Annotated in this window: 19 protein-coding genes and 3 other annotated features; of the genes, 5 read left to right on the plus strand and 14 right to left on the minus strand. The window is 36.4% G+C overall.

Annotated features, from left to right (window positions below):
- The first annotated feature begins 200 nt into the window (after positions 1-200).
- Positions 201-1,304, plus strand: coding sequence for a CapA family protein (locus ACUN28_RS20445; RefSeq protein WP_016088402.1), 1,104 nt, complete (start codon positions 201-203; stop codon positions 1,302-1,304).
- A gap of 52 nt (positions 1,305-1,356) precedes the next feature.
- Complete coding sequence (locus ACUN28_RS20450; protein WP_016088403.1) at positions 1,357-1,584, plus strand: hypothetical protein; 228 nt, start codon at positions 1,357-1,359, stop codon at positions 1,582-1,584.
- A 90-nt stretch (positions 1,585-1,674) separates the two neighbouring features.
- Here ACUN28_RS20450 and ilvA read toward each other — a convergent pair whose 3' ends face one another.
- From ilvA to ilvE, 6 genes are read right to left on the minus strand one after another with little or no spacing between them, the layout of a single operon-like run.
- Entirely contained in the window at positions 1,675-2,937 is a 1,263-nt protein-coding gene (ilvA, locus tag ACUN28_RS20455) for a threonine ammonia-lyase IlvA (protein WP_016088404.1), read from the minus strand.
- A 31-nt stretch (positions 2,938-2,968) separates the two neighbouring features.
- Positions 2,969-4,642, minus strand: coding sequence for a dihydroxy-acid dehydratase (ilvD, locus tag ACUN28_RS20460; protein WP_016088405.1), 1,674 nt, complete (start codon positions 4,640-4,642; stop codon positions 2,969-2,971).
- A 46-nt stretch (positions 4,643-4,688) separates the two neighbouring features.
- Positions 4,689-5,696, minus strand: a complete 1,008-nt coding sequence (gene ilvC, locus ACUN28_RS20465; RefSeq protein WP_016088406.1) for a ketol-acid reductoisomerase — start codon at positions 5,694-5,696, stop codon at positions 4,689-4,691.
- Positions 5,697-5,709: 13 nt separating this feature from the next.
- Entirely contained in the window at positions 5,710-5,940 is a 231-nt protein-coding gene (locus tag ACUN28_RS20470) for an ACT domain-containing protein (RefSeq protein ID WP_002108560.1), read from the minus strand.
- Positions 5,937-7,649: an acetolactate synthase large subunit gene (gene ilvB / locus ACUN28_RS20475; RefSeq protein WP_016088407.1), complete on the minus strand. Its 1,713-nt coding sequence runs from the start codon at positions 7,647-7,649 to the stop codon at positions 5,937-5,939. The genes ACUN28_RS20470 and ilvB overlap by 4 nt, the downstream gene beginning before the upstream one ends.
- 18 nt (positions 7,650-7,667) lie before the next feature.
- Positions 7,668-8,567, minus strand: coding sequence for a branched-chain-amino-acid transaminase (gene ilvE, locus ACUN28_RS20480; protein WP_000528139.1), 900 nt, complete (start codon positions 8,565-8,567; stop codon positions 7,668-7,670).
- Positions 8,568-8,718: 151 nt separating this feature from the next.
- Positions 8,719-8,959 (minus strand) — a binding site (T-box leader).
- Between the two features lie 66 nt (positions 8,960-9,025).
- Positions 9,026-9,271: a binding site (T-box leader), on the minus strand.
- 193 nt (positions 9,272-9,464) lie between these two features.
- On the opposite strand from ilvE, the gene msrA reads away from it, so the two are divergent.
- A complete protein-coding gene (gene msrA, locus ACUN28_RS20485; protein ID WP_016088408.1) occupies positions 9,465-10,001 on the plus strand; it encodes a peptide-methionine (S)-S-oxide reductase MsrA in 537 nt (178 codons plus the stop codon).
- A 163-nt stretch (positions 10,002-10,164) separates the two neighbouring features.
- On the opposite strand, the gene ACUN28_RS20490 is transcribed toward msrA, so the two are convergent.
- The 5 genes from ACUN28_RS20490 to ACUN28_RS20510 form a co-directional block, all read right to left on the minus strand.
- The gene (locus tag ACUN28_RS20490; RefSeq protein WP_016088409.1) at positions 10,165-10,365 is read right to left on the minus strand and encodes a hypothetical protein; all 201 of its coding nucleotides are present in this window, start codon (positions 10,363-10,365) and stop codon (positions 10,165-10,167) included.
- 207 nt (positions 10,366-10,572) lie between these two features.
- On the minus strand, positions 10,573-11,460 hold the full coding sequence (locus tag ACUN28_RS20495) for an RCC1 domain-containing protein (protein WP_016088410.1): 888 nt from the start codon (positions 11,458-11,460) through the stop codon (positions 10,573-10,575).
- 164 nt (positions 11,461-11,624) lie between these two features.
- Positions 11,625-12,266 carry a FusB/FusC family EF-G-binding protein gene (locus tag ACUN28_RS20500; protein WP_000387080.1) on the minus strand — a complete coding sequence of 214 codons (642 nt, stop codon included), beginning with the start codon at positions 12,264-12,266 and terminating at the stop codon, positions 11,625-11,627.
- Positions 12,267-12,376: 110 nt separating this feature from the next.
- Positions 12,377-13,063, minus strand: coding sequence for a DUF421 domain-containing protein (locus ACUN28_RS20505; protein WP_001015533.1), 687 nt, complete (start codon positions 13,061-13,063; stop codon positions 12,377-12,379).
- A gap of 157 nt (positions 13,064-13,220) precedes the next feature.
- Positions 13,221-13,484, minus strand: a complete 264-nt coding sequence (locus ACUN28_RS20510) for a CD3324 family protein (protein WP_016088411.1) — start codon at positions 13,482-13,484, stop codon at positions 13,221-13,223.
- Between the two features lie 326 nt (positions 13,485-13,810).
- On the opposite strand from ACUN28_RS20510, the gene ACUN28_RS20515 reads away from it, so the two are divergent.
- Positions 13,811-14,515: a polysaccharide deacetylase family protein gene (locus ACUN28_RS20515; RefSeq protein ID WP_016088412.1), complete on the plus strand. Its 705-nt coding sequence runs from the start codon at positions 13,811-13,813 to the stop codon at positions 14,513-14,515.
- Between the two features lie 191 nt (positions 14,516-14,706).
- Here the strand turns inward: ACUN28_RS20515 and ACUN28_RS20520 are convergent, their stop codons facing one another.
- Positions 14,707-16,044 (minus strand): sodium-dependent transporter, encoded by a 1,338-nt coding sequence (locus tag ACUN28_RS20520; protein ID WP_016088413.1) that lies wholly within the window; start codon positions 16,042-16,044, stop codon positions 14,707-14,709.
- A gap of 300 nt (positions 16,045-16,344) precedes the next feature.
- Positions 16,345-16,567: a binding site (T-box leader), on the minus strand.
- A 372-nt stretch (positions 16,568-16,939) separates the two neighbouring features.
- Here ACUN28_RS20520 and ACUN28_RS20525 point away from each other — a divergent pair.
- Complete coding sequence (locus tag ACUN28_RS20525) at positions 16,940-18,574, plus strand: putative polysaccharide biosynthesis protein (RefSeq protein ID WP_000107874.1); 1,635 nt, start codon at positions 16,940-16,942, stop codon at positions 18,572-18,574.
- 40 nt (positions 18,575-18,614) lie between these two features.
- Here ACUN28_RS20525 and ACUN28_RS20530 read toward each other — a convergent pair whose 3' ends face one another.
- Positions 18,615-19,439: a DUF4037 domain-containing protein gene (locus tag ACUN28_RS20530; protein ID WP_016088414.1), complete on the minus strand. Its 825-nt coding sequence runs from the start codon at positions 19,437-19,439 to the stop codon at positions 18,615-18,617.
- Positions 19,440-19,533: 94 nt separating this feature from the next.
- On the minus strand, positions 19,534-20,046 hold the full coding sequence (locus tag ACUN28_RS20535) for a GNAT family N-acetyltransferase (RefSeq protein ID WP_033659660.1): 513 nt from the start codon (positions 20,044-20,046) through the stop codon (positions 19,534-19,536).
- Between the last annotated feature and the right edge of the window lie 29 nt (positions 20,047-20,075).

The following is a 20,075-nucleotide window of genomic DNA, read 5'->3' on the forward strand; positions in this document are numbered from 1 at the left end:
TTCGAATTCTTTATTTCTATATTTTGGTTTATTCATTGATTTACAGGTTACCTATATGTTAACTTAATATTGAGAATATTAACAAATGTTTTCCACTACATAAGCCGCAATTTTTTGTAGCTATACATAAAATGAAACTTTAATTAGCGCGAGTTTTACTGCCCACTAATTGCGGGATAAACTCAAAAGGGAAGGTATTTATGAAAACTTTACTAAAACGATTTCTGTTAATAGCCTTTTGCATTACACCAATTGTTGTATTAATTAACTACTCTTTTACTTCAAAGGCGAAAGACAAACCCGATTTGCAAAATAAATCTAGTAAAACCGCTTCAAAAATTGAAAAGAAAATAGAAGACCCGGAAATTACCCTCACCTTCTCTGGTGATACAATGTTCGATTGGCAATTACGTCCGGTCATTGAAAAAAACGGAGCTGATTATCCATTCCAACATGTAAAAGAAGAAATAACAAAAGCTGATATTTCTTTCGTTAATTTAGAGTCGGCATTTACAACGAGAGAAAAGAAAACTCCTGGACAACTGTTTTGGATTAAAAGTGATCCATCCACGCTTCAAGCCATTAAAAATACTGGATATGACATCGTAAATATCGGGAATAACCATACACTTGATTACGGGCAAGAGGGATTATTAGACACAATCTCTCATGTGGAAAAATTAAAGTTCCCTTACATTGGAGCCGGAAAAAATGAAAAAGATGCATATACCGCACGAGAAATGACCGTAAAAGGGAAAAAGTTCAAATTTCTTTCCTTCGTTCGATTTATGCCTGATACGAATTGGGTAGCTGGTGACAATAAACCTGGTGTTGCGAACGGATATGATTTAAATCTTGTAACAAAAACAATTAAAGAGCAAAAACGAGATGCAGACTATTTAATCGTCTATATGCATTGGGGCGTTGAAAAATCAAATCGTCCGGTAGAATACCAAAAACAATATGTACCTAAAATGGTTGAAGCAGGAGCTGACGCGATTGTCGGGAGTCACCCGCATTGGTTACAAGGATTTGAGTATTATAATAAAGTTCCTATCGCTTATTCATTAGGTAACTTTTTATTCCCAAGTTATGTGAATGGGAAAAGCGCCGAAACTGGCGTATTAACTTTAACTTTTAAAGGAAAGGATGTCCAAATGTCATTCAACCCTTACATCATTCGCAACAACCAAGTTTCCCCTGTAAATGAGGAAGAAAAGAAAAAAGCTCTACAATATTTACAAACAATTTCAAATGATGTAGAAATTGATGATACAGGGAACATAAAAAACAAACGGAACTAGACAACGCAAGATCTATTTCTCTGTAACATACTTTACAGAATAGGTGATGAACATGCTGAAAGACTTATTAGAAAATGTAAGTTTGTTAGAGAATATTTATAAAATATCTATAGCCGTTCTACTTTTATGTTCATTTTTTTCTGTTAGACTTCTAAAAAAAATAAAACGTGAACGAAAGCTTACTACCTTTGAATTTACTATGTATGTAATCATTCGTATTGCGATACTCTTTTGGTTAACTAGCTTTATCCTTCTTGAATATGGAAAATATTTAGTTTAACTATAAAAAGATAGATACAAGTAGCTTTTCTGCTGCTTGTATCTATCTTTTTTATTTCAATTACAACTGTATGCTAACTCTTTCCTTCTATTAAATAAGTAAATCAAACAAAACAGGATTTTTATTAAGCTCCATAAATTGAATATTATTTTCTTTAAAACGAGTAATTAATTGCTCATAATCCTCTTTATGTTTTAATTCTACGCCGACTAACGCTGGACCATTTTCTTTATTATGTTTCTTAATGTATTCAAAGCGAGTAATATCATCTTCTGGCCCTAATCCTTTATCAAGAAATTCTCTTAGCGCTCCCGAACGCTGCGGGAATTCAATGATGAAATAATGCTTTAACCCTTCGTAAATAAGAGAACGTTCTTTCATTTCTTGCATTCTATCAATATCATTATTTCCACCACTTAGCGTACATACAACTGTTTTCCCTTTTATTTCATCTCTGTAAAGGTCAAGCGCTGCAATAGATAGTGCACCAGCTGGTTCAGCTACAATTGCATTTTTCTTATACAATTCTAAAATCGTCGTACAGACCTTCCCTTCTGGCACTAAAACAATATCATCAATGACATCTCTACAAGTTTCAAACGTTAACTTCCCTACCTTTTTAACAGCTGCCCCATCCACAAAACTATCAATCTTTTCTAATGCAACATTTTCATTTTGAAGAAAAGCTTCTTTCATAGATGCAGCTCCCATTGGCTCTACGCCAATGACCTTTGTAGCAGGGCTAACACCTTTTACATATGTACCAACACCAGATGCTAACCCACCACCGCCGATTGCTGTAAAGATATAATCAACTGATTTTTCCATATCATGCATAATTTCAACAGCCACTGTCCCTTGGCCGGCAATTACATACGGATCATCAAACGGATGAACGAACGTCATTCTACTTTCCTCACAATAGCGCTGTGCTTCTTGGAACGAGCTATCAAATGTATCACCAACTAATACAATTTCCGCAAAATCGCCACCAAAAAATTGTACTTGCGATACTTTTTGTTTAGGTGTCGTTGTTGGCATGAATATTTTTGACGGAATCTTCAATAAATTACACGTATAAGCGACTCCTTGTGCATGATTACCAGCGCTTGCACAAACAACACCATTTTGTAATTGTTCTTTCTGTAAACTTTGAATCAAATTGTAAGCACCACGAATTTTGAAAGAGCGAATCAATTGTAAGTCTTCTCGTTTCACATAAACGTCACAACTATATTTCTCAGATAGCACTGTATCACGTTGTAACGGTGTTTTAATAACGATATCTTTCATGCAATTATGGGCCATTAAGATATCTTCAATTTTCACTCTCTCCTTTACCTTCTGCACCATTTCATATCATCCTTATCTCTTTTAAATTGGCTCAATCAAAATTCGGGATTTTTAGAACTGCACCTGTATTCGCCGATGTTACCATCTGTGCATAACGCCCAAGCCAGCCCGTTTTCACTTTCGGTTCTGGTCGTTTCCATTCTTTTTTACGTTTATCTAATTCTTCATCACTAACTCTTACTTCTAACAATCTTTCCTCAACATCGATACAAACAATATCCCCTTGTTCAAGAAGTGCAATCGTTCCGCCCGCAGCTGCTTCTGGCGAAATATGCCCTACTGAAATACCACGTGAAGCACCAGAAAAACGTCCATCCGTTAATAGTGCAACATCTGCACCTAATCCCATACCTGCAATCGCTGACGTTGGTGCTAACATTTCCGGCATACCAGGGCCGCCTCTTGGTCCTTCATAACGAATGACAACTACATCTCCTTTTTTCACTTTCCCAAGCATGATTCCCGCAAGCGCCTCATCTTGTGAATTAAAAATAACGCATGGCCCTTCAAATCGTTTTACTTCGGTTGCCCCGCTTTTAATAACTGCTCCATCTTTCGCAAGGTTTCCTTTTAATATACGTAATCCACCTTCTTCACTATGAGGGTTTTCGAGAGAATGAATAACTTCCTTGTCTTTAATCTCTGCATGAGCAATGTTTTCTCTTAACGTCTGCCCAGTAGCAGTAATTCGGTCTAAATGAAGTACCCCTTCTTTTCGGCTCATCTCTTTCAAAATGGCACTAATCCCGCCTGCTCGATCAATATCTTCCATATGCCAATTGGAAGCAGGGCTTACTTTACATAAATGTGGTACACGTCTTGAAACGGCATCAATACGGCTCATATCGTAATCTAGTCCGGCCTCATGTGCGAGTGCCAATGTATGCAACACTGTATTTGTCGAACCACCCATCGCCATATCAAGCGCGAACGCATCATCAATTGCTTCTTCTGTTACAATGTCTCGTGGTTTAATATCTCTTTCAACTAAAATTTTCAATTTCTCTGCTGCTTGTTTAATTAATTCTTCGCGTCTTGGATCGATGGCTAAAATACTCCCGTTACCAGGAAGAGCTAGCCCTAACACTTCACATAAACAGTTCATAGAGTTCGCTGTAAACATACCGGAACAAGAACCACAAGATGGACAACCATGATCTTCAATATCCTTTAATTCTTCTTCTGAAATTTTACCAGATTGATAAGCTCCTACTCCTTCGAAAACAGAACTTAAATCGACAACTTCTCCTTTAGATGTTTTTCCAGCTGCCATCGGGCCACCTGAAACGAATACAGTTGGAATATTAATACGAAGTGCAGCCATCATCATACCAGGTGTAATTTTGTCACAGTTTGGAATACAAATCATACCGTCAAACCAATGTGCATTTACAACTGTTTCTACTGAATCTGCAATGATTTCACGACTCGGAAGCGAATAACGCATACCAATATGTCCCATCGCAATACCGTCATCTACTCCAATTGTATTGAATTCAAACGGAACCATACCTGCTGCACGAACTGCTTCTTTAACAAGTTTCCCAAACTCATTTAAGTGCTTATGACCTGGAATAATTTCAATAAAAGAATTACAGATAGCTATAAACGGTTTATCAAAATCTTCATCTTTTAAACCAGTTGCTTTTAATAAACTACGATGCGGCGCTTTATCAAAACCTTTTTTAATCATGTCACTTCTCATCTTGTCAAATCCCCTCTTACGTATTTTTCACTTATAATCTCTTACTCTATTTCTTCACCAATTCTTTCGGTGCATGAATCCAGCTCATCATTTCACGAAGCTCTGCTCCTACTTTTTCTAACTGATGATTTTGCTCTGCTTTTTTCATGGCATTATATGTTGGACGCCCAGCTTGATTTTCTAAAATCCATTTCTTCGCGAATTCACCTTGCTGAATTTCTGTAAGTACTCGTTTCATCTCTTTCTTCGTTTCATCTGTAACAATTCTCGATCCTGTTACATAATCTCCAAACTCAGCCGTATCGGAAATAGAATGGCGCATATTCGTTAAACCACCTTCGTACATTAAATCAACAATTAACTTTAATTCATGCAAACATTCAAAATATGCAATTTCAGGACGATATCCGCCTTCTGTTAATGTTTCAAAACCAGCTTTCACAAGTGCAGTTACCCCGCCGCAAAGCACCGCTTGCTCACCAAACAAATCTGTTTCTGTCTCTTCTTGGAAAGTCGTTTCAATTACACCTGCGCGTGTACAGCCTACACCTTTTGCATACGCTAGTGCTACACTTAATGCCGTTCCCGTTGCATCTTGATGTACTGCTACTAATGCCGGAACACCATTTCCTTCTTGGAATACACGACGAACGAGATGACCTGGACTTTTTGGTGCGACCATTGCTACATCTACGTAACTTGGCGGATTAATTTGTCCGAAGTGAATATTAAATCCATGTGAGAAAAGTAACATTTGTCCTTCACGGAGGTTCTCTTCTACTTCTGCTTTATACACATGTGCTTGCTGTTCATCTGGCAATAACATTTGTACAACTTGCGCGGTTCGAACTGCTTCTGAAACAGACATTACTTCAAACCCATCCGCTTTTGCTACTTCAAAAGACTTACCATGTCGAACACCAACTACTACTTCCACACCAGAATCACGTAAATTTTGTGCCTGTGCATGACCTTGAGATCCATAACCAATTACTGCAACTGTTTTCCCTTGTAATAACTCTACATTTGCATCTTTCTCATAATACGTTTTCATATCCATTCACTCCTTATAGTTTATTTACTTGCAGTACATCAATTAATTTTTTTAACTGACCAACAAGTAATCTCGCTTCATTTTCAGTACAAACTGCTGTGAGTTTCATTTCAGAAACGCCATTAGTATCTCTTTCGTTTAAATGTAAAGAAGAGATATAATAACCACGCCGAGCAAAGATCCCACTTATACGTAATAAGACACTTGGCTCGTTATGAATAACGAGTGAAAAAGTATGACTCATTCTTCCCACCTCTTCATAATCATTTCGTTATTCCCTTTGTTTGGCGGAACCATCGGAAATACGTTTTCACCTTCTTCTACACAAAAATCAACTACAACAGGACCTTTATGAGCAAATGCTTCTAACATCACTTGTTTCGCCTCTGTTGAATTTGTTGCTCTTAACCCCTTCACTCCATAAGCTTCTGCCACTTTCACAAAATCTGGCGATCCAATTTTTGATTCTGATAACCGATTTTCATAAAACATTTCCTGCCATTGCCTTACCATCCCTAAAAATTTGTTATTTATAATAAATACTTTTACAGGGATATTATTTTCAGCAACTGTTTGTAATTCTTGAATGTTCATTTGAAAAGAAGCATCACCTGCAATACAAATGACGAGTTCTTCTTCTTTCGCAAGCTGAGCACCAACTGCCGCCGGGAAGCCAAATCCCATCGTCCCTAATCCACCTGACGTTAGAAAAGTCCTTGGGTTTTTCGCTTTATAAAAATGCGCAGCCCACATTTGATGCTGTCCTACTTCTGTCGTAACAATCGCTTCACCATTCGTTAATTCACTTACTAGGCTAATAACATGCTGTGGTTTTAACTCACATTCTGTTTGATTGTAGGAAAGAGGATATTCCTCCTTCCATTCCTCTATTTTCGTAAGCCATTCATTTGTTTGTGTATCAGTCGGCATATGTAACAACATATGTAACGCTTTTTTCACATCTCCAACAACCGGATACTCCACAGTTACATTTTTATGAAACTCAGACGGATCTATATCAATATGTACCTTTTTCGAATGCGGAGAAAAGAGTTCTAATTTTCCTGTTACACGATCATCGAAGCGAACACCTAACGCGAGTAGTAAATCACATTCTGTTACTGCCATATTTGCAGCATACGTTCCATGCATGCCGAGCATTCCTAGAAATAACGAGTCTCCCGGTGGATATGCACCAAGTCCCATTAAAGTGGAAACGACAGGAATACGATTCTCCTTCGCAAACTGAATGAGTTCTTCAGAGCCGCCTGCATGAATGACACCTCCTCCGATATAAAGAAGTGGACGTCTTGCTTTTGAAATGGCTTTAGCTACCTCTCTAAGCTTCATACTGTCTGGCATAGGCTCTAGTTTGTATCCTGGAATCTCAATTACTTCATTATAAAAACTTGTTACATTTTCATTTTGAACATCTTTTGGAATATCAATTAATACTGGTCCTGGTCGCCCGCTTTCGGCGATGTAAAAAGCTTCTTGTACAATGCGTGATAAATGATTCACATCACGAACTTGATAATTATGCTTCGTAACAGGTACTGTAATCCCGACAACATCTGCTTCTTGAAATCCGTCTTTTCCGATGAGAGGTTTTGCAACTTGCCCTGTAATAACAACTAAAGGAATCGAATCCATATAAGCATCTGCTAAACCCGTAACTAAATTTGTCGCCCCTGGTCCAGAGGTAGCAAAGACTACCCCGACCTTTCCAGAAGCTCTTGCATATCCTTCTGCCGCATGAATAGCAGCTTGTTCATGACGAGTTAATACGTGCTTCAAACCACTTCCGTATAACGCATCGTATACCGGCAAAATCGCTCCGCCCGGATAACCGAAAACAGTCGTTACACCTAATTTTTTCAAACATTGAATAACGTGTCCGGCACCTGTCACTTCTTCACAATGCAATTTCTCACATGTTGTATGCTGCTCCATTTTACTTAACTCCTCTCCCTACAGTAAGCTCTCCGCCAGTCCTGGAACACGTACTCCTCTTTCTCTCGTTAACTTTTTAAATTCCTCTGTCAATTGTTTCGTTACACTTCCTGGTTTCCCATCTCCAATTTCTCTTGAATCAACTTTTACAACTGGAATTAATTCTGCTGCCGTTCCCGTTAAAAATACTTCATCTGCTACATATACGTCATGGCGAGTAAATGGCCTTTCCTCACACGGAATATTAAGTCGCTCACATAGCTCGATAACACTATTTCTCGTAATACCTTCTAGCGCTCCTAAATAAGAAGGGGGTGTTAACACTTTTCCATCTTTCACAACGAAAACATTATCACCAGATCCTTCGCAAACATATCCTTGCTGATTTAACATAAGGGCCTCTAGCACTCCCGCTTGTGCCGCTTCAATTTTTACCAGTACGTTATTTAAGTAGTTCATTGACTTAATGCGTGGGTCTAATGCATCTGGCGTATTACGTCTTGATGCAACAGATACAACGCTTAGTCCATTATCATAAAATTCCTGTGGGAATAACTTTAATTGTTCTGCAATGATAATAACGCTCGGTTTCACACAACTTCTAGGGTCGAGCCCTAAGTCACCTTTTCCTCGTGAAACAATTAAACGAATGTAGGCATCCGCATACTCATTTTTTTGCAACGTTTGTAAAACCGCTTCTTCCATTTCTTCAACCGTCAATGGGATTGTAAGTAAAATAGATTTTGCCGATTCATATAATCGTTTTACATGTTCTTTTAAACAAAATACATTTCCACCGTAACTACGAATCCCTTCAAATACACCGTCTCCGTATAAAAAACCGTGATCATATACTGAAACAACTGCCTTTTCCTTTTCTACAAATTCCCCATTCATATAAATGTACTGGTTTCCCATCTCACATCGCTCCTCTTTTTTCTCTCTATTTTTGCAATCTATTTCTATATCGATTGCTGAGATGAGTATTTTTAACAGAATATTCAGTATATAAACCTTAAAAATATACTCGTCTCAGCAATCGATTACATACATACTTGTAGCAATCCATTGCTGAGACGAGGGAATCGTGGTACCACTCAGCTTCCTTATACTTCTCACGAAATATAAGCTCTGCAAGTCCAATTAGACTTTTTGTTTTTCTATCGGAAACAACTCCGCTACTTTTTACTAATTTTCAAAAGTAGTACTCCGAGGTGATCTTCAATGATGAAATTGTTACCACCCTCACAGCTTCTGGGCAGCTCTCTGAAACAATTTTTATCATTTACTCTCCTCTTCTACGCATTATCGTATTCTATTTTTAAAATAAAAACTCTCGCCTCAGCAATCAACTACTACAATTTAGTAGCTTTGATTGCTGAGGCGAGAGTTTCGCGTTACCACTCAGCTTCCTTATACTTCTCACGAAATATAAGCTTTGTAGGTCCAATTAGACCCCCGTCCTTTTACCGGAGACGATGCCGCCGCCCTCTACTCAGTTTCCCTTTCGCAAGCGATGCTCCGAGGTGATCTTCAATGATTCGATTGTTACTACTCTCGCAGCCTTGGAGTAGCTCTCTGAAACGATCATAATCATCTACTTTCCTCTTCTTTGCATATACAACATATAAAGTTAGAAAATTCTCAATTAACTTTTATTTGTTAAACGTATTATAGGACGTTGTTCTTTTCATTGTCAACATGTTTTCAGAAAATATTTTTAATAATACATATATTTTCGAATCTTTTTTATTGCGCAATAAAAATTTTTGTATAATACTATATAAAACATATATATTTAGGAGGATTACAACAATGTCCGAAAAAACATACGAACTCGCAACCTTCGCAGGCGGTTGCTTTTGGTGCATGGTAAAGCCATTTGATGAACTTCCTGGTATTCATAAAGTACTTTCTGGCTATGCAGGTGGTCATGTAGAAAACCCAACATATGAACAAGTAAAAGCTGGTACATCTGGTCATTTAGAAGTTGTACAAATTACATTCGACCCTTCTATTTTTCCATATGAAAAATTACTAGATTTATATTGGCCACAAATCGATCCAACTGATGATGGCGGACAATTCTTTGACCGCGGTCCCTCTTATCGCACTGCTATTTTTTATCACAATAAAACGCAAAAAGAGCTTGCTGAAAAATCAAAACAAGCTCTTGCAGAAAGCGGTATGTTTAAAGAGCCAATCGTAACTGAAATTCGCCCGGCTGCACCTTTTTATGAGGCTGAAGAATACCATCAACATTTTTATAAAAAGAACCCAGAGAAATATGCTACTGAGCAAAAAGAATCTGGCCGTGAAGATTTTATAAAAGAAAATTGGCAAAAGAAATAATAAAAACGCATCGTGCTTTTTTAGTACGATGCGTTTTTATTTTTGATAAAAGTACCATACAATGATAAAAACAACAGCTGTTAATGTCCAAAGTACTATCTCGTTTTTTACTCTGTTCTTTTTCTTACTCATTTCATCCCCTCCTAGTAGCAATTAAACATAGTCAAGACTTCCTTTGTTTAATTGTCCACTTGATGAATGTGAATAAATCCGTAAAAATTCTTATAGCAAGACCACCAATGATTCCGATTGCAATTGAAATTACTAACGTCTGTCCAAAACTAAAAGTAGTTGTGTATGTTATGTAGAGAACAACGCATACAAGTAAAACATCCGGTAAAGAAAGCAAAAACTTTTTAAGCATTTCTTCAGCTCTCCTATGCTTTATTTATCTCTTCTACTGTAGCTTTGAAATAAAGCTTGTTCAAAAATTCCATTTAGACCCTCTTTTTAAAAGGGATCCTTATCTACATATCCTATTCCATAATTACTCCTAAAATAGAATAATATTACTAGTGATTTATTGTAAAACAACCATTTTCATTCCATATCAACAAATCATTATTAAAAACTAATTACCGGGCAATCGGATATTGTGCCAACTGCTTACATTGCATTGACCGTATGTATTATCACCTACTGCCACAACGGTGCCATCTGATTTCAGACCGACTGTATGCGCACAACCAGCCGCTATCGCTACAATATCACTCCAATCGCTTACATTACATTGACCATACTCATTCGAACCCATTGCCACTACAGTACCATCTGATTTCAGACCGACTGTATGCTTACTCCCTGCCGCTATTTCCACAATATCACGCCAGCTGCTTGCATCACATTGGCCATGTTTATTATTACCAACAGCCATCACCGTTCCATCCGATTTTAGACCTACAGTATGAAGATAACCTGCCGCCAATGCCACCATACCACTCCAGTCACTTACATTGCATTGTCCATATCGATTATTCCCCACTGTGGTCACTGTGCCGTCCAATTTAAGACCGACTGTATGCCAGTCACCTGCTGCCGTGACCGCCACAATATCACGCCAGCTGCTTACATTGCATTCTCCTTCTTTATTTCGGCCCACCGCTATTACCGTACCATCCGGTTTAAGGCCAAGGGTACGACGCCACCCTGTCGCAACCGATACAATATTATGCCATTCGTTTACATCACATTGATCATGCTTATTCCACCCCACCGCTTCCACAGTATTATCACTTTTCAGAGCGATTGTATGGGCATTACCCGTGTTCGTCGCCATATGAACATTGCCCGCTGCGACTGCTTCAATATCACACCAACGGCTTACATTGCATTCTCCTTCTTTATTTCGCCCTACTGCCACAACTGTGCCATCCGATTTAAGAGCAACTGTATGACCACGACCTGCCGCTATCGTACCTTTAGGCCACCGTTTCACTTTTAATATCTCTTCGTAATTCATGTTTTACCTCCTTGCATATAAGTAACTGTATCCAAATAGATATTTTTATCTAATTTCATTATAAATGACCCGATTTTTTTTATAAATTTACAACTATAAAAGAAGCCTATTATTACTTCTTCAAAAAATAAAAACCTCCAGTTTCAATACTAGAGGTTTTTTCTTTATTTCTTCAATCGTTCAATAAAATCGTTCAATTTATCAAGTGATTTCATATTCTGATTACAAGCTACACCATCTTTGCAAATATAGTTTCCCTTTTTAACGAAAGTTCCTTGTACATCACCTTTAATTTCAACTAAAAACATCCCTACTTCTTCATGTCCATGACATAATGAACAAATGCTTTTTTTATTTAAACTTTGGAACGTTCCTTGCAGACCAACAAACTTATTTTTATCATTTTTTGCTATAATAAATTTCCTGCTTGATCCCTTATCAATCCAACTTAAATAAGATAATTCTTTCATATCCAGTTCTTCCATATCAGGCAGTTTTAACTTTTTCGCTTTAGGAAATAATTTTTTTAATGTTTGTGCTGTAACTTCCTGAAATGGAATGACATACGGATTTATTTTCATTAAAAACGATTCTGCATCTTCTCTATTTTGAACTGTTAATACCGTATCCATTAACTCTTTTTGTTCATCCGTTAAATTCTCAAATACATGTATTATCTTTTCAATCGCTAGTGATTTTAACGCTTGAATTACACCTCTATCATTTGCCGTTGCATGCCCGTTTGCTAAAATATAGGCTTGTGACTTTATAAAATTATATTGATCACTTCTAATAAAAGCTTCCATCTTTATCACTCCATACAAATTGTTGATCTAGTTTTATTGTATACAATGATTCAGCTTTTTGATATGTAAAAGATAAATTAGAAACGAATATTACATACATCGATTATTCTCTACCGCTTCATTTCCTGACAAAAGAAGCCATCATCTGTCTTCCATTCTGCATATAATACGTCTTCAAATTTAGTAATCCCTTTTTGTTTTATTTGTTTATAAAGCCATCCTTCATCAAATCCTGCTTCCCTCAAATTATCTTTCACTACTTTTCCATCACTAATTAATGAAATTGGTAAGTATACAGGCTTATGTTTCAAACTTAAATCATTTATAGTCGGTGATTCATACTTGCTCTTTTTCAGAACGCTTATGTTCCCATTAGGTTCCAAAATCATATACTCCACTTCTCGGATTGAAAATATATCTTTTTGTTGTCTTAGCATTTGTTGTAATTGGTTAATGTCCAAATGATTTACACTTAATTGTTCACGATCAATCTTTCCATTACGAATAATAATAGAAGGATACCCTTCAAAAAACCTTCTTGTTCCTCTTATTTTTTGTGTGATAACTTCTATTGTATAAATTAAAATTACCCAAACAAATACTGAATATAAAATAGACCACACTTTAATTTTAGGATCATATATTGAATTTCCAACAAGCTCACCAAGAACAATAGCAGAAATAAAATCAAATGGCGTCAGCTGAGATATTTGTGTTTTTCCTAATATTTTCGTAGCAATTAATAGAACAAAAAAACCAATTAAAAGCTCTATCGTTATTTGTCCAATATGATTCATAGATGGTCACCTTTCTGCTTTTCACTCAAATATTCTATTTAGTAAAAAAACGGCACATTTTTTCTATTATCTTCCCCATCCATACGCAATATATCCAATATTCACAAAACAAAAAGAGTCTAGTTCAAAATAATATTTGAACTAGACTCTTTTATCTTCATTTAGAATACACTATCTTTTTAATCGTTTCTCCGGATAGAAAATACTCCTCTGCAAGTTGATGAACGGAAATCCCACTTTTAAACGCTTCTTTAATCGCTTTATTTCTTTCATCTAGTTGTTTTCTTCCTCCAGATCGTGTACCCCATTTATAATGTTTCGTTTCTTGTTTTGGAATGTAAATTGTTTCACCTTGTATATACTTTTGAATTTCAATAATTAAACTTTCTGGTAAAACCGTCGCAGCTTTAACGTATTTCATTTCTGCTCGCCCCTTATTTTTTATGGTTCATTTCAATAAGGTGCAAAGCCAAATATAAAAAATGATACAAGTTCATTTAGGCGATTGTATATTACTTATCTACCTCACGCAAAGTATCGCCATTTCCATACTTGGCTTTGCATGAGACGCTGCAGTGTCTGGCAATTGAATTATAATCGCCATATAAACACCTCCTAATATACCTTTTGCATTTTATTATATGATAAATTCCTTCCCCTTGCATCCACATCCTTTTTAAAGCATGAAATTACTTAGTTTGATATAATACTTTTTAGTCCAATCCAAAAGTATAGTGAGGTTGCTTTATGAAAAAGAAAATAATCATTACAATCGTTACATTATTCATTATTACTGTAGCATTATTCGGAACATACAAATTGATGAACGCAAGAAGTTTTCAATTGTTTGGAGATTTAACAAACCGAGTAGAAACAGATGAAAAAGTGATAGCTTTAACTTTTGATGATGGCCCTACTAGCAATGTAAAACAAATATTACCGCTACTAGATAAATACAATGCAAAAGCTACTTTCTTTTTAATCGGAAATGAATTAGAGAAAAATCTATCGTTAGGAGAAGCTATCGCACACTCTGGACACCAACTTGGAAATCATACATATTCTCATAACAGAATGGTTTTTAAAACACCTTCTTTTATTAAAGAAGAAATTGAAAAAACGAATTCATTAATCCGCCAAACAGGATATACAGGCGAAATTGATTTTAGACCACCTAACGGGAAAAAGCTAATTGGTCTGCCCTATTATTTAAATAAAAACAATATCGAAACAATCACATGGGATCTTGAACCTGATACTTTTTATAAATCTGCTGCTGATAAAATTGAATATGTTAATAAAAATGTAAAACCAGGTTCTATCATTTTACTGCACTCTATGTATGATGAGTCTAATGAAAATTTACAGACCATTGAAGGTATTTTAGATTCTTTATCTAAGAAGGGATATCAGTTCGTAACAGTAAACGAACTACAAAAAAGAGCAAAATAAAGTAAAACTTTAATCAGTGTGGGCTTTGTCCAGCCCCCACTGATTATTAGTTGAACCAATCGGGCTTTTACGGGCAGTTGATCCCCCACCTAACTTCTTCGCTTTCGCTAAGTTTTGAGGCGGGGGTCTTACTTCCCGTTAATGCGGGATAAAAAGGTAGCGTATCATAAAATGATACGCTACCTTTCTTTTTAAATAATGCCAAGTACATTTAAGAATACGATAATTATCGCAATTGGTGCGATAAAGCGAAGTAAGAATAACCATAATACGAACAGTTTATAGCCTTTATTTTTACTTACACCAAGTTCTTTCATTAATATATCTTTCTTCATTTTTAAAGGAACAAAGATAGAAACTAATAAAACACCAAGTGGCATTAGTACGTTACTCACTGCATAGTCCGCTAAATCAAAGATTGTCTTTCCGAAAATTTTCAAATCACCTAATATACCAAATGATAATGCTGATGGTACTCCCACAACGAAGATTAATAACCCTACGATTAAAGCCATTTTTTCACGTTTCCCTTTACCTTTTGCAGTTAAAGATGCAACGCTAATTTCTAACATCGAAATTGCCGATGTAATAGTCGCAAAGAAGAATAGTAATAAGAAAACGATGAAGAATAATTTCCCGAATGCCATTTTACTGAAAATAGCTGGCAGTACGATAAATAATAGCCCCGGTCCTTGAGATGGTTCCATCCCAAATGCGAACACTACTGGGAAAATTGCAAGCCCTGCAAGCAATGTAATTACCAGAGTTAAAGCTACGATAGAAAATGCTGAACGCGGTAAACTTTCCTCTTTCGGTAAGTATGAGCTATACGTTACCATAACGGCTACACCGACAGATAATGAGAAGAACGATTGCCCCATTGCATATAAAATGATTTCTGATGTTACGTTTGAGAAATCAGGTTGTAAGAAGAAACGAACGCCTTCTCCAGCACCATCTAACGTAAGTGCACGAACGATTAATACAAAGAATAAAACGAATAATGCTGGCATGAAATATTTATTTACTTTTTCAACACCATTTTGTACACCTTTACTTACGATAAAAATAGTAATAAGGATGAATAATAGCTGCGAGCCAACTGCTAAATACGGATTGGAAATGATTTCACCAAACGTAGCTTCGTATGAGCCATTTCCTTCCCATAGTCTACCTGTAATTGCATTCCATAAGTATAATAAAATCCATCCCCCTACAACACTGTAGAAAGAAAGTAATATGAAACAAGTTACAATCCCTAATTTCCCTAACCATGGCCATAATGTTTTTGGTGCGATTTCTCTATATGCATCAACAGCCTCTTTTTGTGTACTTCTTCCGATAACGAATTCAGCTAATAATAGCGGTAAACCAATTAATAATGTGAAACCGATGAAAATAAGGAAGAACGCCCCGCCTCCTCCGATGCCGGCCATATATGGGAATTTCCAAATCGCCCCAAGACCAATTGCTGAACCTGCTGCAGCTAATACGAAACCTAATTTCGATGTCCATTGCTGTGAATTCATTTGTTAATCTCCTCTCTGTCCCTTTTTCTTTGTTTCAGTTCAGTATTTATATTGTTCTATCAATACTCTTTTCTAATACGCTCACGTCCTCCCTAGTAATAAAAAACGCCCCTACGTAAATACGTAGGGACGACAAAAATATCGCGGTACCACCCTAGTTATGAAGATACACCAAAGTTAGGACCTAAATAAAAAACGTCCCTACGCAAATACGTAGGGACGATAAATTATCGCGGTACCACCCTAGTTATGAAGCCACAACAAAGTAAGACCTAAATAAAAAACGTCCCTACGTAAATACGTAGGGACGATAAATATCGCGGTACCACCCTAGTTGTGAAACAATCTTCACCACTTTATTTGATAACGGTATAAACTACCGTCTTTCATTTCCTCATAATGTGAGATTTATGAAAGATGCTCCAGGACGAACTTCATGAATAATCTATATACTGATTCACACCAACCATCAGCTCTCTGAAATAGGGAGATATTCACTACTATACCCTTTCATTGCCCAAATATTATTTTCCGAATTGATTACTATCATTTTTATCACACATTAAAAATAGTGTCAACTTATATTTTGAATTTTTATGTATTACATTCTATTTAAAAATGTAAAATATGACTTTTAAATGAATAGTATTAGAACATTTATGGTTTATACTGTATTAACTTCTCGAACAGGTTTATAGTAGTATACGATAAAGTGAAACTTTAATCAGTGGGGGTTTTGTTCATCCCCACTGATTATTAACCTTCACCAATCGGGCTTTTACGGGCAGCCCGATCCCCACCTAACTTCTTTGCTTCCGCTGAATTTTGAGATGGGGGTCTTACTGCCCGTTAATGCGGGACAAATGCAAGACAGCACGAGTAGGAGGAAAGAATTTTGTCTACTTCAAAAGTTTTAAAAGGAACTGCTTTATTAAGCGGCGCGACAATGATTTCACGTATATTAGGTTTTATATACTTCTTCCCTTTTCAACTATTAGTGGGAACACAAGGGGTCGCTTTATATGGATATGCATACTCTTGGTACGGTATTTTATTAAGCTTTTCAACTGCCGGTATCCCTATTGCCGTTTCCAAATTCGTTGCAAAGCATAATGCGCTTGGTGATTATAGTACAAGCAAAAAATTATACAACTCTAGCGTAAAATTAATGTTGTTTATGGGCTTTTTAGGATTTTTAATTTTATTTATTGGAGCACCATACATATCACAATTTATTATTCGCTCGAAAACGCCAGATCCACAATTTATCGCTGACGTAACACTTACGATGCGAGCATTAAGTTTTGCACTTATTATCGTACCAGCTATGAGTGTTACACGTGGTTATTTCCAAGGATTTCAACATATGAAACCAAGTGCTGTTTCTCAAGTCGTAGAACAAATTGCGCGCGTTGTTTTCATTTTAGTTGGTAGCTTCATCGTCTCAAAACTATTAGGAGGTTCCGTAGCCTCTTCTGTTGCAGTTGCTACGTTTGGAGCTGTTATCGGAGCGCTTGCCAGCGTTTCGATTTTAATGATGTACTGGAAAAAATATAACCGATTAAAGCCTCCCGAAGGAGAATTAAAGTCAAGAGCATCGAATATCCCATTAAAAAATATTTATATAGAACTACTTCGATATGCAATCCCAATTGTATTTGTCGGTATTGCAATTCCGCTTTACACGTTAGTAGATCAATACACTGTAGCTGATGTCCTTAGAGCAATGGGAGAGCCTTTAGAAACAGCGAATGCAGTTTTCGCTTATATAACGAACTATGCCCAAAAGTTAATTATGATTCCAGCTTCACTTGCAACTGGATTCTCATTAACGATCATTCCAGCAATAACGAAATCTTATACAAGCGGGAAACTAGAGGAATTACAAGAACAAATTTCAAAGATATTTCAAGTCTTATTATTCTTCACTATCCCAGCTGCATTCGGTCTTGCTAGCATCGCTTACGATGCATTCCGCATGGTTTATGTAGACCCTAAAATTGCACTTGATGGATCACAGTATTTAATTTCATTTGCACCTTCTGCTATATTAAGTGCTATTTTCACAGTTTCAGCAGCTATATTACAAGGAATCGATTATCAAAGAAAAACGATGATTGCATTCTCAGTCGGTATTCTCGTTAAAGTTTTAGTAAATACACCACTCTTACATTTGTTTGGCGGACACGGTGCTGTACTTGGAACCATTCTTGGATACCTCGTTTCCAATGTTATTATGTTGTACTGCATCGTTAAGTTTGCGAAATTCAAAATGGGTGAGACTGCAAAAACAGTACTTCTTATTACGATTTACTCCGCTGCAATGTCTGCTGTTGTAATTGCTTTAAAAACGATTTTAAAATGGTTAATTCCTGGACAATCTTATATCGAATCACTTCTCATTGTATTTATATGTGGCGCTGCAGGAGGACTTGTTTACCTTTTATTCGTCCTTACGAGCGGACTTGCTTCACATATTCTCGGTGATAGGATTCAACGATTACCATTACTAGGAAAATTAGTGAAATAAAAACGAAGAGATGTAACCCCTTGTTACATCTCTTCGTTTTTCACTTCGCATATTGAATACGTTTTTGTTGTTCAGCAATATTTAATTCTGGAACATGGTGTTCTACTAAATGTAATAGTTCTTCGATTAACACTTCTAACTCCTGTACACTATACTCCGGTTTCCCTATTAGCGTATTCGCCATTCTCTCGTATAGATTTTCTGGCTTAATACTCATTTGTTCCACATTATTCGGCATCCATTTAAATGCTGGGTGATGTACATACATTTTATTCAGACCAAATAAGATCCCAAATATATTCCTTTGTACTTCACACATAACATCATATAGCATAAGCCAATCTTTTCGTTTTAAAAGAGCCTCTCGATTATGCCAGCGATTGCTTAACCAAAGATTTTCTGAAATCATCCGTTTCACTAAATCTTCTGGATACGCTACCACTCTATCTTTTAATTCATTCACTTTCTCTTCTCCATACAAACTAACACCATCATGAACGGATGATACGATACATTGTTTTTCATAACTTATATCATATTGATCCACCACATCCGAAATCACTTTCTCTACTGTTTCTGTTAAAAAGTTACTAATCTCTAATTTAATTCCCTCTTTCGTCAAATATGTTTCCGACCATTCTTCTTCCTCGTAAGGATGATAGGACAAAATTGTTCCACCAATATGGTTAATAGGCCCTTTACGATCCTCATCCTCTAATGGTGCTGACCATAAAATATGTAATTCTATATCTGAATGTTCATCTTCTAACTTTCTAGCTACTGAACCTGCTAAAATAATAGCCTCCACTTTCGGATTTTGCCTATAAATCTCCGACATTTCTATCGCTTTCTCTTTTAATCCCACTTCATTTCCCCCTAAAATTGCAGTACACCCTTATTTTTTCCATTTATCTATTTCGATATTACGCATTATATTTCCTTTTCAAAGTTTCACTAAATCATATTTCTACCCAATAACGCTGAATAATTTCACCAGTATGAGAAGAAACTACTTCATTTTCTAACACGCCGCCAACTTTTTGAATCGTTTTAGCCGAAGCGATATTAACTTTATCACAAGTTATTAACACTTTCTGCAACCCTAACTTTTGCGCTTCATCTAATGCGAGTTTTAATTGTTTTGTCGCGTAACCTTGGCGACGTTTATTCGGATGGACACTATATCCAATATGACCACTTTCCCACAATAATTCTTCGTTTAATCGATGTCTAATATTCACAAAACCTATAAGTTCCCCTTTTTCAAAACTTAAAAATTGGCTAGATGGTACTCGATTAGCTTGTAAGTTTTCTCCCACTTCTTGTATACTCACTTTTTCAAACCATTCATCGAGAGAATCAAAATTTTGTAAAGAACTACTACCATGTGGTTGTTCCTCAGCATTTAAAAATGCCTCCCGGTACTCCAAAATTTGTTCACTATATTCATGTGTTGGTTTTAATAGTTTCATTGTCATTCTCCCCTCTCTCCAACCTAAAA

This window comes from Bacillus sp. WC2507 (genome assembly GCF_052656125.1).